This is a genomic window from Halorubrum sp. Atlit-28R, assembly GCF_003665955.1.
Lineage (GTDB): Archaea > Halobacteriota > Halobacteria > Halobacteriales > Haloferacaceae > Halorubrum > Halorubrum tropicale.
The window spans coordinates 65,432-80,910 of the sequence record NZ_QPLS01000001.1; the positions used below are offsets into that span (position 1 = coordinate 65,432).

Sequence of the window (15,479 nt, forward strand, 5' to 3'; positions counted from 1 at the left end):
ACCGTGAGAGTCTCGCATGGCGACAAACACGCCGGAGCCGGATCCGACGGACGGCGGCGACTTCGACTACACCGGCGGCTCCGTGGCGCGACCGGGGCTCGTCGACGCGCTCGACGCCCGCGTCGACGGCGACGTGCGGTTCGACGACTACTCGAAGCGGCTGTACGCGACCGACGCCTCGGCGTACGAGGTCACCCCGATCGGCGTCGTGATCCCGGAGTCGACCGCGGACGTCGCGGCGGTCCACGAGTACTGCTTCGCGGAGGGGGTCCCCGTCCTCCCGCGCGGCGGCGGCACCTCCCTCGCCGGCCAGACCGTCAACGAGGCGGTCGTCCTCGACCTCACGGGCGAGATGGACGCGGTGATCGAGACCGACGCCGACGCGGAGACGGCCCGCGTCCAGGCCGGCGCGTACGTGGGCGACCTCAACGCCGCCGTCGAGGGCGACGGCCTGAAGTTCGCGCCGGACCCGGCGTGGCGCGACAAGTCGGCGGTCGGCGGCGCCATCGGCAACAACTCCACCGGCTCGCACTCGCTGAAGTACGGCAAGACGGACCACTACGTCGAGGAGGTCGAGGTCGTCCTCGCCGACGGGACCGTGGCGACGTTCGGCGAGGTCGCGGTCGAGGAGCTCCGCGCGTCCGCCGACGCCGACGCCGACGAGCTGCTCCCCCGGATCCACGCCGAGGTCGTCCGCGTCCTCGACGAGGAGGCCGACCGGATCGACGAGCGCTACCCGGAGCTGAAGCGGAACGTCTCGGGCTACAACCTCGACCGCCTGCTCGCCGAGTACCGCGGCGAGTACGGCGAGGAAGGCGTCGTCAACCTCGCCCGGCTCATGGCCGGCAGCGAGGGGACGCTCGCGACGGTCACCGAGGCGACCGTCTCGCTCGTCGAGGTCCCCGAGACGAAGGCGGTGGCGCTGCTCACCTACGACGACCTGCTGGACGCGATGGAAGACGTGGCGGCGTGTCTCGAACACGACCCCGCCGCCGTCGAGGTGATGGACGACGTGCTGCTCGGCCTCGCGGCCGACACGCCCGAGTTCGAGGACGTGGTCGCGATGCTCCCGGACGGCACCGACTCCGCGCTCCTCGTCGAGTTCTACGCCGACAGCGACGCCGAGGGGAAGCGGAAGGTCGCGGACCTCATCGCCGACCGCGTGGGCGCCGCCGACGGGGACGGGGGCGTCGACACCGCGGTCGAGCCGGGCGCGGGCGCCGCGGAGACGACGAGCCACCCCCGCCGCGCGGCTCACGCGATGGAGGCGCACGACCCGGAGAAGCGCGACCGCTTCTGGAAGATGCGCAAGGCCGGCCTCCCGATCCTCCTCTCGCGGACCACCGACGAGAAGCACATCTCCTTCATCGAGGACTGCGCCATCCCGCCGGAGCACCTCCCCGAGTACACCCGCGAGTTCCAGGAGATCCTCGCGGACAACGACACCTTCGCGACGTTCTACGCGCACGCCGGCCCGGGCGTCCTCCACGTCCGCCCGCTCATAAACACGAAGGAGGTCGATGACGTGGAGGCGATGCTTGACATCGCCGACCGCGTCACCGACGCCGTGGTCCGGCTCGGCGGCTCGGTGTCCGGCGAGCACGGCGACGGGCGCGCCAGGACCCAGTGGAACCGGAAGCTGTACGGCGACGACCTCTGGGAGGCGTTCCGCGACCTGAAGACCGCGTTCGACCCCGACTGGCTGCTCAATCCGGGGAACGTCTGCGGAGAGGTCGACATGCGCGAGAACCTGCGGTTCGACGCCGACTACGAGTACAACGCCGGCTTCGACCCCGCGATGGAGTGGGCGGTGGACAACGGGATGCAGGGGATGGTCGAGCTCTGTCACGGCTGCGGCGGCTGCCGCGGGCCCCAAGACACCACCGGCGGCGTGATGTGTCCCACCTACCGCGCCGCCGACGAGGAGATCCAGTCGACTCGCGGGCGGGCGAACATGCTCCGGGGGGCCATCTCCGGCGAGCTCCCCGACGACCCGACGGACGACGAGTTCGTCACCGAGGTGATGGACCTCTGCGTCGGCTGTAAGGGCTGTAAGGTGGACTGCCCGAGCGGCGTCGACATGGCGAAGCTGAAGGCAGAGGTCGAGCACGCCCACCACCAGGAACACGGAGTCGACCTCCGCACGCGACTCCTCGGCCGCTTCGAGTCGCTCGCGCCGCTCGCCTCGCGGTTCGCCCCCCTCTCGAACCTCCCGAACAAGATTCCCGGGAGCGGCCTCCTCGCGGAGAAGGCGCTCGGCATCGCCAGGGAGCGCGACCTGCCCACCTTCCGCTCGGAGACGCTCGTCGACTGGTTCGAGGCGCGCGGCGGCGCGGGCGTTCCCCGCGACGAGGCCGCCCGCGAGGTCCTCCTCTTCCCCGACGTGTACACCACCTACACGAACCCCGGCGCCGGGAAGGCCGCGGTGCGCGTGCTGGAGGCCGCCGACTGCCACGTGCGGATTCCCGACGTGGACGGCAGCGGGCGGCCGCCCCACTCGAAGGGGCTGCTCGACGTGTCGCGGGCGACCGCGAGGGACGCCGTCGAGACGCTCGCGCCGGACGTGCGCGACGGCTGGGACGTGGTCGTCGTCGAGCCCTCCGACGCCGTGATGCTCCAGTCCGACTACCACGACCTGCTCGACGGCGACGCCAGCGACGTGCCCGACGCCGACGTGGCCGCCGTCTCCGAGAGCGCCTACGGCGTCATGGAGTACGTCGACGCCCACCGGCTCGACGAGGAACTCGCCCTCGACGCCCCCACCGAGTCGCTCACCTACCACGGTCACTGCCACCAGAAGGCGACGAAGAAGGACCACCACGCGGTCGGCGTCCTCCGGCGCGCCGGCTACGGCGTCGACCCGCTCGACTCGTCGTGTTGCGGGATGGCGGGCTCGTTCGGCTACGAGGCCGAGCACTACTCGATGAGCAAGGCCATCGGCGAAGCGCTGTTCGAACAGGTGGACGCCAGCGGCGGCGACGCCCTCGTCGCGCCCGGCACCTCCTGTCGGACGCAGTTAGAGGAGGGCCCCGGCGAGGTGCCGGAGCCGACGCACCCGATCGAGAAACTGGCGGCCGCGCTGGCGTAAGCGGTGGCCCAGGCGACCGCGGGACGGGCCGCTCGGCCGCGACCCCGAGCGAGGGTCGGGGCGGCCGAACCGTTCGACCGTTCGCGGCTCACTCGCCGCCCTCGATCGGCCGCCGGCACCCCCGGCACTCGGCCTCACCGGCGACCGCGACGGTGCCGCACGCCGGGCAGCGCCGGCCGTCGACCCCCGACATCGCGGCCGCGAGGACGTCCGCGGCCGCGGGCCGCGGCCGGTCGACCGCCCCGCGCGCGACGAGTCGCTCGATCAGCGCGTCGTCGCGGAGCCGCTCCAAGAACCGCCAGAGACCGAGGTAAAGCACCGTCGGGCCTGCGATCGCGACCACCGCCACAGCGAGGCGCCACCCGAGCGCAGCCGCCCCCATAGTGTCCATGCGTAGGGTTCGCACGGAGGAACCGTATCAGTGTCGCCGCGCGACGGGCCGAGCGCCGGTCAGCCGGTCATCGCTCCGTGAACACCACGGCGTCGCAGTCCGCGCAGGCCCGGACCGATCGCTCCGGGTTCCCGCTGACGCCGCCGGGCCCGCCACAGCAGTTCCGGAGGGTCGTGTCGCGGATCGGGCCGCCGCAGTCGGGACAGGTTTCCAGGAACGCGCGGAGCGGTCGGGCGGCGCTCCGCGCGACCGCCGGGTCGACGCCGCGCTCGCGGAGTAGTTCCCCCACGGCCGTCTCCGCGAGCGCGATCGGCCGGCTGAGCCACGCGTCGCGCCGACCGTCGAGGAGGATCCGGTCGTCGTGGACCGATCCCTCGACGTCCTCGCCCGCGACGGCGGCCGCGCGCTCGGCCAGTTCCCCGTCTCCACACGCCCGAAGCGTCTCGATCCGCTCGCGGAGAGCGGTTCGGAAGTCGTCCGTCAGCCGGAGGGTCTCGCCCTCTTCGACGAGGGCTCCGGAATCGAGTAGCGCCTCCATCGTCGCCTCCGGGCTCGGACCGTCGCCGTCGTCGATCCCGCCTGGATCCGCCGGGTCGACCGCCGGATCGTCCGGGCGCTCGTCGTTCGCGGCCGCCTCGTCAGCGCCGGCGCCGTCCGCGTCGTCGGCCGCGGCCAGCCCGCTCGTCACCCCGGCGACCGAACCGGAGTCGACGACCGCGTCGTGGTCGGGGCCGAACTCGACGGGGAGCGGCTCGACGAGCCGCGGCGCGAACCGCGGCGTACCGGGGACGGCGTACCCCCGAAGCCAGATCGCCGCGCCGCCGATCACCGCGGCGAGCAGCCCCAGCGCGCGCCGGCGCCGTCCGAGGAGCAGCGCGACGACCGCCACGCCGAGCGCGTTGACCGCCGCACAGGGGAGACACCGATTCTCACCGGTGTGTTCGGGGCGCGAGACGGCGTCGACCGCCTCCCGGACGCGGCGAGCGGCGGCCCGTTCGTCGCCGTCGGCGTCGGTCATCGCTTCACCACCGGTCGGGTGACCGGCTCGCCGTGGATCGCGCGGTAGACCGTCGGGAACGCGGCGAGTCCGGACAGTTGGACGACCCCGCCGAGGGGCGCCACCCACAGCGACCCGACGGCCTCGACTGCGAGCACGCCCGTCGCGATCGACGCGAGGAAGAAGACGAGACTGAAGTACAGCGTCCGGAGCGGCAGCGTCACCAGTTCTCCCCGGCGGGGCCAGGCGCCGATGTCGACGACGCCCGCCCGGAACCCGGCGAGGCCGAGGCTCCCCGCGGCGAGCGCGAAGAGCCCGGCGATCGGGATCGCGTCGGGGTACCGGTTCTGCGTGACGAGCGCGACGACGAACGCCGGCGTCGACAGCACCGCCAGCTCCGCGCCGCCGTAGAACACCTGTTCGAGCCACTTTGCCACGCTCTCCCGGAGTCGACCCACGACCGTCCCGGTGGTTCCCATCGTCGCGCTAGTCGACGCTCGGGGCCCAAAGCCGTTCCGGCGGCTCGCCACCGACCGTCGAAACATCACTTCTCTTACTATTGCCATCAATAGTTATATACGGGTGTATTTTATAACAACAGCTGTAATGGTAGACAATAGTTCCGGTCAGGACGGCGGGCGTGTGGGGGTATCGCGGCGGCGGTTCATACAGGCGGCCGGCGCGACGGGCGCGACGGTCGGTCTCGCCGGCTGCGGCGGCGGCGGTGGCGGCGACGGGCCGATCCAGATCACCATGGACGGCGAGTGGGAGGGAATCTCCGACTCGGTGACCGAGAGCCTGTACGAGGCGGGGCTCGACGAGTCGATCGAAGTCGAGATCCTCCCCGGCGACTTCGAGTCGGGCGCTCGGCGCTCCGAGTTCACGTCGGCGCTCGACGCCGGGCGCGCGAGCCCCGACATCTTCATGATGGATTCGGGGTGGACGATCCCGTTCATCGCGCGCGACCAGCTGGTGAACCTGAGCGAGGAGCTCTCGTCGGACACCCTCGATTATGTCGACGGTAACTACCTCGAGAGCGCGGTGAGCACGGCCAGCGACCCCGAGACGGGCGACCTGTACGGACTGCCGCTGTTCCCCGACTACCCGGTGATGCACTACCGGAAGGACCTCGTCGAGGAGGCGGGCTACGACCCGGAGGGCGACAACTGGGCAACCGAGCCCCTGAGCTGGGAGGAGTTCGCCGAGGTGGCCGCCGACGTGTGGGAGCAGAACGGCGGCCCCGACGGGGACGAGATCGACTACGGGTACACCACGCAGGCCGACAACTACGTGGGGCTGGCCTGCTGTACGTTCAGCGAGACGATAACGTCGTTCGGCGGCGCCTACTTCGGCGACCACGAGAACCTCTTCGGACCGATCGGCGACCGCCCGATCACCGTGACCGACGAGCCGGTCCTGAACACGATCCGCATGATGCGGTCGTTCATGGAGGGCCCGGACGCCGAGTACGCGCACCCGGACTTCCCGCAGATCTCCAACAGCGACCTACGGGCGTTCACCGAGGAGCCGTCCCGCGAGCCGTTCACGTCCGGGAACGCGATCTTCCACCGCAACTGGCCGTACGCGATCCCGCTCAACCTCGACTCCGAGGAGTTCGACGCCGAGGACTACGACGTGATGCCGCTGCCGTACGGCGTCGAGTCCGGCGAGGGGATGTACGAGGGCACGGGCGGTCCCGCCGCCGCGCTCGGCGGCTGGCACCTCACCATCAACCCGAACACCCAGCGGCTCGACGAGGCGGTCCAGGTGTTGGAGGCGTTCGCCAACGAGGACGTGATGGTGAACAACTTCTCGGAGGGCGGGTACCTCCCCCCGGACCCGTCCGTGACCGAGAACGTCGACCCCGAAGAGGTCGGCGCGCTCGGCGACTTCCTCGACACGCTGGCCGTCTCCGGCCAGAACACGGTTCCGCGGCCGGTGACCGTCGCGTGGCCCGACCAGGAGAGCCAGGTGGCTTCGCAGGTCTCGGACGCGTACGCGGGCGAGAAGTCGCCCGAACAGGCCATGTCCGACCTCGAAAGTTCCCTCGAATCGCTCGAGGAAGACCTGGCCGAGTAACGGGGGATCGAGATGGCAACCGACGCGCGGGCGGACGACGGCGGTTCGGTGTTCGCCCGGCCGCTCAACTGGCTGGAGACGCAGTCCGAGGAGGTGTACGCGTACGTGCTGTTAGCTCCCGCGTTTCTGCTGCTCGCGGTCGTCGCGTTCTACCCGCTCATCGCGACGTTCCGGTTCTCGCTCCTCGCGAACTCCCTCTCCGGCGCGGAGCCGTTCGGGGAATTCATCGGTCTCGGTAACTACGTGGACCTGCTCACGGGCGAGACGCCGTTCACCCAGCAGTTCATCTCGGTGACGCTCGCCGACGGATTCCCGTTCGTGGAGTTCGGCGCCCCGTTCCTACAACAGGCGCTCTTGGCGACGCTGGCGTTCGCGATCGCGAGCGTGGTCTTCGAGACGGTGATCGGGTTCGGACAGGCGCTCGTGATCGATCAAGACTTCTACGGGCGGCGGTGGGTCCGGGTGGCGATCATCATTCCGTGGGCCATCCCAATCGTCATTCAGGGGATGATTTTCTTCCTCATTTTCAACCCGACCATCGGCTGGGGAACCGAGTTCATGAGGTGGCTCGGCGTGTTCGGCGACAACCCGCTGTCAAGCAGCACGGACTCGTTCTTCATCGTGCTCGTCGCGGACATCTGGAAGACGACCGCGTTCATGGCGCTGCTCATCCTCGCGGGGCTTCAGAGCATCGACCGCGGGCTCTACGACGTCGCGAAGGTCTCGGGCGCGTCGCCGTGGCAGCGGTTCAAGTACATCACGCTGCCGCTCGTAGCGCCCGCACTCCTAGTCGCGATGCTGTTCCGGACGCTAGACGCGATGCGGATCTACGGGCTCATCGACGCGACCGCGGGCTGTGAGACGGTGCCGTCGCTGACCTGTCTCGTGATCATTGCGCTCCAAGAGAGCCGCCGCTGGGCCACCGCGTCCGCGGTCGCGTTCCTGACCGCGATCGTCATCAGCGCGTTCGTGGTCGCGTACCTGGTCGCGCTCCGTCGGAGCAGCGGGGGTGTCGCATGAGCGCGACCGATCCCGCGACGGGCGACGACGACCCGACCGTCGAGATGGCGAACCAGGCCGACCGCGAGGAGCCCGACCTCGACCGCGGCCCGATCGAGGCCTGGGCCGCGAAGATGATCTCGAACCCGCAGCGGGCGTATCGGATGGCGTTCTACGTGGCGACGTTCTTTTTCCTCGTCACGACGCTGTTCCCGTTCTACTGGCTGCTGGTCGTCGCGCTGACGCCGCGGAACAACCTCTCAGAGGTCGGCGTGTTCCTCCCGGCGGGGTTCAACCCGGGGGCGTTCATCGAAATCTTCACCACGCTCCCGTTCCACCGATACGTGTTCAACAGCTTCCTCATCGCCACTATCGCGACCGTGGCGGTGCTGCTCGTCGGGAGCCTCGCCGGCTACGTGTTCGGCCGCCTGCGGTTCCGCGGCCGGCGGCCGATGCTGCTTCTGGTGCTGGTGACGTCCTTCTTCCCGCCGGCAGCCTTCTTCATCCCGCTGAACCGGCTGTTCAACACCAACGTCGACGTGTTACGGCCGTTGCTCTCGGCCGGGTCGCTGTACAACACGCCGTACGCGATCTTCATCCCGCTGTCGGCGATCTTCTTGCCGCTGTCGATATTCATCCTCATGACGTTCTACTCGCAGATCCCGGACGGGCTAGAGGACGCCGCGCGGGTCGAGGGGACGACGCGGCTCGGCGCGCTGTTCCGCGTGATCGTGCCGCTCTCGGCGCCGGGCGTCGCGACCGCGGGCGTGCTGACGTTCATCTCGGTGTACAACGAGTACTTCTTCAGCTCGCTGATGACCGACGGGCGCCCCGGTAGCTGGGCGCCGATGCTGGAGGGCATCCTCCGGTTCCAGGGCGAGTTCGAGGTGCTGTACAACCTCATGGCGGCCGCCAGCATCGTCGCGGTCCTGCCGGTGGCCATCCTCGTCGTCGTCGCACAGGAGAAGATCGTGAGCGGACTCACCTCGGGGGCGGTCAAGGAGTAACCATGGCATCAGTCAAACTATCGGGCATCACGAAACGATACGAGGACGTAACGGCAGTCGACGACATGAACCTGGAGATCGAGGACGGCGAGTTCGTCACCTTCGTCGGCCCCTCCGGATGCGGCAAGTCGACCACGATGGAGACGATCGCCGGACTCACGCTCCCCACGGAGGGGAGCATCGAGATCGGTGGGCGCGACGTCACGGACCTGCCGCCGAAGGACCGGGGGATCTCCATGGTGTTCCAGAACATCGCGCTGTTCCCGCACATGGACGTGTACGACAACATCTCCTTCGGGCTCCGCCTCCGGAAGTACGACCAGGAGGAAGTCGAGCGGCGCGTCGAGGAGGCGGCCGACATCGTCCAGTTGGAGGGGATGATGGAACGGATGCCGAGCGAGATGTCCGGCGGGCAGCGCCAGCGCGTCGCCATCGCTCGCGCCATCGTCCGCAACCCGGGCGCATTCCTGATGGACGAGCCGCTGGCGAACCTCGACGCGGAGCTACGCGTCCACATGCGCACACAGCTCCAGCGGCTCCACCGCGAGCTGGACACGACCATCATATACGTCACACACGACCAAGCACAGGCGATGACGATGTCCGACCGGATCGCGGTGATCAACAGCGGCGTGCTCCAGCAGGTGGCGCCGCCGTTGGAGTGCTACAACGAGCCCGCAAACCGCTTCGTCGCGGGCTTCATCGGATCGCCGTCGATGAACTTCATCGAGGGCGAGGCGGTCGCAGACGGGTTCGAGTCGACTTACACCGACATCGAGTTCGACCCCGACGCACAGGGTGTTTCGCCGGGCCAGAACGTCACCGTCGGCGTCCGGCCGGAGGACGTTCACCTCGAACGAAACGCCGGGGAGGCGGGCGCGCCGACCAAGGCGTTCGACGCCGTCGTCGACGTGATCGAACCGGTCGGGAAGGAGGTGAACGCGTACCTCCTGTTCGACCGCGACGTGGAGGCGAGCGCCGAGGGCCGCGGCGAGGGGCAGTTGCTGATCAACCTCGAACCCGACACGACGATCTCCGAGGGCGACGACGTTCAGGTCGTGTTGGACCGCGACAACGTCCACCTATTCGACCGGGCGAGCGGCGACGCGATCAGCCACTCGCTGTAGTCGGCGACCCGCGGTCCGCTCCGCGGCCTCTCCTCGCTGTCCCGCCGCCGGCGCCCCGGCGCGAGCTCGCGGCGTTCGAGGCCCGCTTCCGACTGACGCAGAGAACCGTTCGCGACCGCTATGCCACGCTGACGAGCGTGATCCGGTGGGCCTCGACAGCCTCGACCATCGCGCCCCAACCGCCGACCTCGACGGGCCCGTCGTCGGTCTCGACGACGAGCCCGACCCGGCCGCCGTAGCTGGCGACGGTGTCGGCGTCGACCGCGTCATCGTCGCCAGCGACCACGACGTCCGAGAGGACGCCCTCGACGACACGGTCGTCGCCGCTCTCGGTGTCGGTTCCCTCGATCCGGAGCCGGACGGTCGCCCCGTCGCGGAGGAGCGGCGCGACGTCGCGGACGCAGTACCGAATGTCGATGTAGTCGATCGGCGGATCGTCGTCGCGAGTCGTGTAGATCGACTTCCACGCGTCCCACTGGGTCGTCAGAAAGTACCAGTAGAACACGTACGTGTGCGTGCGGTCGTCGACGAGCACGCCGTACTCGTTGGTCGACCCCGCGTGGGGCGCGAAGCAGGTCTTCGTCCGATCGACGATCACAACGAACGGAGACGGGACGCGGCGGTGGCGGGCCTCGGAGCAGATCCCGGCGAGGTCCTCGGCATCCGGGAGCACCTCGCCGTCACCGTCCGGGGTGTGTATCGAGAGGTTGACGCGGACGCCGCGGTCGGTGGCCGCCCGGAGCGCCGGCCGCAGCCGCTCGAAGTGGTCGACACCGAGCGATAGGTTCACTTGCGTCTCGGCCTCGCGGATGAACTCGTCGGCGTTCTTGATCACCGTCTCGAACCGAGTGACGATGCTCACCGTCGACCGCTCGACGGAGGGCTCGTTCCAGCGGCGCTCGATCTCTTCGGTCGCGGCCGTGAGCCGCTTCGCCCGCGACTCCAAGTCGTCGGTGATCTCGTCGAGGTCGTTCGCGCGGGCGTACAGCGACTCCTGCTCGTACGTCTCGATGTAGCCGGCGCTCTCCAGGTCACGCAACACGTCGTAGATCCGCGGGTCGGGCACCCCGCTGACGTCGGCGACCCGCGTGACCGGGGCGGCGCCCAGCTCAAGCACCGTGACGTACGCGTCGGCCTGGTACGGCGAGAGGCCGGCGTCCTCCAGCGTCTCCGTGAGTTCTGCGCGGTCCACTCTCATCCACCGTCCCCGATCGGTCGCTCCGTCCCGACAGAAGCCACCGCACGGCCGACTGTCGGATCGGCGGAATGCGCGCGTTCGAAGCGGGCGCGGACCGCTCGACCTCGTCCGGGACGTCGTGGTTCCATGCGTTGAACTACCACGGCTGTAATAAAACGTTTTATTTCCGTCTCGGCGGGTTCCGTCCCTCGCGAGTCGTCCCGACTGAAAAGGCTTTATTCGGTCCGTTGTGGAGAGATCGTATGGACGATTCGCTCCCCGGAGCCGACGGTCGGCCCCGGTCACGGTGGACGCGCGAGCAGGCCGCGGGGATCGGGCGGCGCGGGGGGAACGTCGCCCCGGTCGCGGGTCCGCCGACCGTCGACCCGTTCCCGGACCTCCACATCTGGGACACGTGGCTGCTGCGGGACCGCCACGGGGGGATCGCGGAGGTGGACGGCTGGCGGCTGGCGTTCTCGCTGACCGCGTCGGCGGACCTCCTCCCCGGGACGCGTCACGACGTGGCCGAGATCCGCTGCTTCTGCTCGCGCGACGGGAGCGAGTGGCGCGACGCCGGCCCGGTCTTCGACGGCGGCGCGCTCGGTCAGCGCCAGTGGGCCGGCTCGGCGCTGTACGACGACGGCGACGTCTACCTCTTCTACACCGCGGCCGGCCGCGAGGACGCCGACGAACTGACGTACACCCAGCGGATCGCGGTCGCGCACGGCGGCTCCGTGACCGCCGACGCGGACGGGGTCGAGATCGCGGGCCCGTGGACCCACGAGACGCTGTTGGAGCCCGACGGCGACCGGTACGAGACGGAGGCGCAGTCGCGCGGGATGACGTACACCTTCCGCGACCCGTGGTTCTTCGAAGACCCCGCGTCCGGCGAGACCCACCTCCTCTTCGAGGCCAACGTCCCGGCGCCCGAGCGCGACGGGGACGACGCCGCGACGAGCGAGCGGCGCGAGTTCAACGGCTGCGTCGGCGTCGCCGCCTCCCCCACGGGCGACCCGCTCTCGTGGGAGCTCCGCCCGCCGCTCCTCGACGCCGTCGAGGTGAACCAAGAGCTCGAACGCCCGCACGTCGTCGTCGCGGACGGCCGCTACTACCTGTTCGTCTGCAGCCACGTCCACACGTTCGCGCCGGGGGTGACCGGCCCGGACGGGCTGTACGGCTTCGTCGCGGACCGGTTCGAGGGCCCGTACCGCCCCCTGAACGGGAGCGGGCTCGTGGCGACGAACCCGTCAGGCGCGCGGTTCCAGGCGTACTCGTGGATGGCGTTCGCCCACGGCGAGGAGGTGCTGCTCCAGAGCTTCCTCAACTACCACGACTTCGCGGGCGACTCGCTGGACGCGGTCGCGGAGCTCCCGGAGGCCGAGCAGCGCGCGCGGTTCGGCGGCACGCTCGCGCCGACGCTCCGGCTCGCGGTCGACGGCGACGAGACGCGGCTGCTCGGGGCGCTCGACGCCTGGCGGATCCCCGCGCCGGACGAGCCGCTCCCGCCGGTCGACGAGTCCGAAGTGCCCGACGACGACTTCGACGGGGTGACCCGCGAAGGCGCCGTCGGCGGCGATTACGGCGCCGACCGCCCGTTCGGGTCGGGGTACGACGAGCCGGTCCCGTAGCCTACGCGACCGTTCTCGTGCCGTCCGCAGTGGGTGCGGGCGGGAGGTGAGAGGCCGGCGACTCCGCGACCGGTGCGCCGGACGGGAGAAAAAACGCCGAGTTACGCGGGGACGGTCGCTTCCGTCTGCTCCTCGGACCGGTCCTTGACGAACGTCACCGGGCAGTCCGCTTCGAGCAGCACGCGCTGCGCGGTCGAGCCGAACAGCGCCTTCCCGGTCGCCGAGCGGGAGCGCCCGCCCACGACGACGAGGTCGGCGTCGAGGCTCTCGCTCTTGTCGAGGATGCTCTCGGCCGTTTCGCCGAGCGCGCCGCGAATCTCGTAGTCGACGCCCGCGCGTTCGAGTCGCTCGGCGACGTCGCTGACGATCCGCGACCGCTCCGAGACGTCGTCGGGCGTGACCTCGGAGTCTTCGTCGATGTTCAGCTGCGTCTCGATCGTGTCGTATCGCTCGCGGTCGAACACGTGGAGTAAGACGACGCGGCCGTCCGGGTCGACGACGGACGCCGCGGTCTCCGCGAGTTCTTCGAGGCGGCTCTCGTCTTTCGATCCGACGGCGAGGAGGACTGTGTTCATGCTCATCTCGATTACTGATTGGGGACGCCGATACTTATATCTTCGGAATATTAATTCGGAGTTGAGTTAATATTCATGAAGTTGGGCGGATCGCGCGCTCGGCGGTCGTGCCGGTCGATCGACGCGTCTCCGCGGATCGGTTGCAATCCGTCTGAGCGACGAGAGAACGAGCGGCCTCGCGGGCGACGACCGGCTGTCGCCTCGGCGCCGCCGGCTCAGTCCGTCCGGCCCGACGGCGTGTCCGGGAACCCGCCGTCGAGTTCCCAGATAAAGAGGTCCTCGACCTCTGCGCGGCCGCCGGACGCCGCGAACGAGATTCCGGTGCTGTCCGTCCGCGTCGGGTAGACGCGGCTCGTCAGGCAGTGGCGCTCGTTGGCGAACAGCTCGACCGTGGAGCCGTCGAGGAAGGCCCGGAGGGTGAGGGGTTCGTCGTACGGCGTCACCGGCATCCGCTGTTCGTCGCTCCGCGCGCGCGGGTCCTCGCTCGCGGCCGAGCGGTCGACGACGAGCTCGTTCGTCGCGTTGTAGCGGATCTCGGTGCGCTCTCGCCGGTCCGGCGACTCGAAGACGGAGAGCGTCACGGCGTCGGCGTCGTCGAGCGCGACCGTCGCCGCCAGTTCGAGCGCGCGGCCGCCGGCGGGAGCGGTCCACCGCTCGTCGTCGAGTGAGACCGACGCCCCGTCGACCTGCTTCGCCTCCCTGAGCGCGGTCAGCTGCGGCGCCGGCCGCTGGGTCAGCTCGCCCGACTCGTCCACCTCGATCCGCCGCGGCACCGACAGCGAGCCGGACCAGCCCGCGTCCCACTGTGCCTCGGCGTCGCGGGCCTCGGGGAGCCACCCCCACGTCAGGTAGCCGTCGTCGACGGCCATCGACTGCGGCGCGTAGAAGTCGCCGCGGTCGAGGACGCCCCGGGAGGCGACCTCGAACGCCCCGTCGCGACGCGTGCCGACGAAGTACGGGACCGTCTCGTAGTCGGAGACGTGGAGGAGGTCCCACTCCCCGAACCGGAGCAGCTCGGGGCACTCCCAGACCGCCCCGGCGTCCGGGCGGTCGGCGGTCAGGAACCGCCCCTCGTAGCGCCAGTCGCGGAGGTTCTCGGAGCTGTACCGGAAGACCGTCCCGCCGACGTCGGTGAGGCCGGAGCCGATGAGCTGGTGCCACCGGCCGTCCTCCCGCCAGACGCAGTGGTCCCGGAACTCCGCCTGCCAGTGTTCCGTCTCCAGCACGTCGACGTCGTCCGGCGGCGCCTCGATCACCGGGTTCGACCGCTCCTTGGTCCACGACCGCAGCATCGGATCCGCGGCGGTCGCCAGGCAGGGGAGCTGTCGGCGGCCGCGCCCGCCGGTGTACAGTATCGTCGGCTCGCCGTCGAACTCGACCGCACAGCCCGACCAGCAGCCGTCGCGGTCCGGGCCGTCGGGCGACGGTGACAGCGCGACCGGCTCGTCGCGCCAGGTTACGAGGTCATCGCTCGTGGCGTGGCCCCAGTGGATCGAGTTGTGGTACGGGCCGCCCGGGTTGTACTGGTAGAACACGTGATACGTCCCGTCGCGCTCGATCAGCCCGTTCGGGTCGTTGAGCCAGTTCGCCGGCGGCGTGAGGTGGTACCGGGGCCGTTGCTCGTCGCCGTCGAGCCGCGCTCTGAGGCGTCGGAACCCCTCCCCGTCGACCGGGCGGTCGAACCTCGGGTTCGGGCCGGCCGCCAGCGACTCGACAAGCCCCTCGACGAGCCGGTCTCGGTTCGTGCCGTACGGCTCCGAGACCGCCGGCGCGAGCGCCAGTTCGCCGACGCCCAGCACCGCACCCTCCCCCGGGTGCCATGAGACCACGCTGGTCTGGGTCGGCCGGTCGTGCTCGCCCTCGACGGTCGACGCGAGGACTTCGCCATCGGCGGGGAGCCGGTCCTCGTAGCGGGCGTAGGGAACCGTCCCGCGGTCCGCGACGGGCGTCCGGAGCCCCTCGAACGCGTCGACCGCGGGGTGGTCGTCGTACACCGACCGCCAGAGGGGCCCGGTCGGGGCCGTGACGGTCCGCGTCCCGACGGCGTCGGGCGCGACGGACTCGAAGCCGAGCGACGTCGCCGCCCCCACGGCGCGGAGGCTCAGGAGGAGTCCGCCGCCGTCGCGGACGAACGCCGCGAGCGCCGACGCGGTCCGGTCCTCGACCGCCGGCGCCTCCGCGCGGTGCCACCAGAGGACGTCGTGCGCCGTCGTCTGCGTGACCCGCGCCGGGTCGACGAGGTCGACGTCGTACCTGGCGTCCGCCCACTCGCGCGCCGCCGCCTGTCGGTCGCTCGGGTCCCCCTCGACGAGGAGCCCGACGCGAACCGGTCCGGCTGTCATGCGTCGGTCATCGCCTCCCGGGATAAAAACGCGATCCATCTCGCGGCGCGGGACGGCGGTCGTCTGCCG

Annotated in this window: 12 protein-coding genes; 6 read left to right on the forward strand and 6 right to left on the reverse strand. The window is 70.3% G+C overall.

Going from position 1 to position 15,479, the window contains the following annotated elements:
- The first annotated feature begins 16 nt into the window (after positions 1–16).
- Complete coding sequence (locus DVK06_RS00370; protein WP_121598900.1) at positions 17–3,088, forward strand: FAD-binding and (Fe-S)-binding domain-containing protein; 3,072 nt, start codon at positions 17–19, stop codon at positions 3,086–3,088.
- An 88-nt stretch (positions 3,089–3,176) separates the two neighbouring features.
- Here the strand turns inward: DVK06_RS00370 and DVK06_RS00375 are convergent, their stop codons facing one another.
- From DVK06_RS00375 to DVK06_RS00385, 3 genes are all read right to left on the reverse strand, one after another.
- Positions 3,177–3,479 carry a hypothetical protein gene (locus tag DVK06_RS00375; protein WP_053772063.1) on the reverse strand — a complete coding sequence of 101 codons (303 nt, stop codon included), beginning with the start codon at positions 3,477–3,479 and terminating at the stop codon, positions 3,177–3,179.
- Positions 3,480–3,546: 67 nt separating this feature from the next.
- Complete coding sequence (locus DVK06_RS00380; protein WP_121598901.1) at positions 3,547–4,497, reverse strand: hypothetical protein; 951 nt, start codon at positions 4,495–4,497, stop codon at positions 3,547–3,549.
- Entirely contained in the window at positions 4,494–4,955 is a 462-nt protein-coding gene (locus tag DVK06_RS00385) for a hypothetical protein (protein ID WP_121598902.1), read from the reverse strand. The genes DVK06_RS00380 and DVK06_RS00385 overlap by 4 nt, the downstream gene beginning before the upstream one ends.
- A 127-nt stretch (positions 4,956–5,082) precedes the next feature.
- Here DVK06_RS00385 and DVK06_RS00390 point away from each other — a divergent pair, with 127 nt between their 5' ends.
- The 4 genes from DVK06_RS00390 to DVK06_RS00405 are packed head-to-tail and all read left to right on the forward strand — an operon-like array spanning position 5,083 to position 9,688.
- Positions 5,083–6,555 carry an extracellular solute-binding protein gene (locus tag DVK06_RS00390; RefSeq protein ID WP_082356871.1) on the forward strand — a complete coding sequence of 491 codons (1,473 nt, stop codon included), beginning with the start codon at positions 5,083–5,085 and terminating at the stop codon, positions 6,553–6,555.
- Between the two features lie 12 nt (positions 6,556–6,567).
- The gene (locus tag DVK06_RS00395) at positions 6,568–7,575 is read left to right on the forward strand and encodes a carbohydrate ABC transporter permease (RefSeq protein ID WP_053772066.1); all 1,008 of its coding nucleotides are present in this window, start codon (positions 6,568–6,570) and stop codon (positions 7,573–7,575) included.
- 44 nt (positions 7,576–7,619) lie between these two features.
- Complete coding sequence (locus DVK06_RS00400; protein ID WP_053772366.1) at positions 7,620–8,561, forward strand: carbohydrate ABC transporter permease; 942 nt, start codon at positions 7,620–7,622, stop codon at positions 8,559–8,561.
- 2 nt (positions 8,562–8,563) lie between these two features.
- The gene (locus DVK06_RS00405; RefSeq protein WP_199236357.1) at positions 8,564–9,688 is read left to right on the forward strand and encodes an ABC transporter ATP-binding protein; all 1,125 of its coding nucleotides are present in this window, start codon (positions 8,564–8,566) and stop codon (positions 9,686–9,688) included.
- Between the two features lie 118 nt (positions 9,689–9,806).
- Here the strand turns inward: DVK06_RS00405 and DVK06_RS00410 are convergent, their stop codons facing one another.
- Positions 9,807–10,886, reverse strand: coding sequence for a TrmB family transcriptional regulator (locus DVK06_RS00410; RefSeq protein WP_121598904.1), 1,080 nt, complete (start codon positions 10,884–10,886; stop codon positions 9,807–9,809).
- A gap of 242 nt (positions 10,887–11,128) precedes the next feature.
- Between DVK06_RS00410 and DVK06_RS00415 the strand changes: the two genes are divergently transcribed.
- A complete protein-coding gene (locus DVK06_RS00415) occupies positions 11,129–12,493 on the forward strand; it encodes a glycoside hydrolase family 68 protein (protein ID WP_121598905.1) in 1,365 nt (454 codons plus the stop codon).
- Positions 12,494–12,594: 101 nt separating this feature from the next.
- Here DVK06_RS00415 and DVK06_RS00420 read toward each other — a convergent pair whose 3' ends face one another.
- Positions 12,595–13,074, reverse strand: a complete 480-nt coding sequence (locus DVK06_RS00420) for a universal stress protein (RefSeq protein WP_053772070.1) — start codon at positions 13,072–13,074, stop codon at positions 12,595–12,597.
- A 209-nt stretch (positions 13,075–13,283) separates the two neighbouring features.
- Complete coding sequence (locus DVK06_RS00425; RefSeq protein ID WP_121598906.1) at positions 13,284–15,410, reverse strand: glycoside hydrolase family 32 protein; 2,127 nt, start codon at positions 15,408–15,410, stop codon at positions 13,284–13,286.
- Between the last annotated feature and the right edge of the window lie 69 nt (positions 15,411–15,479).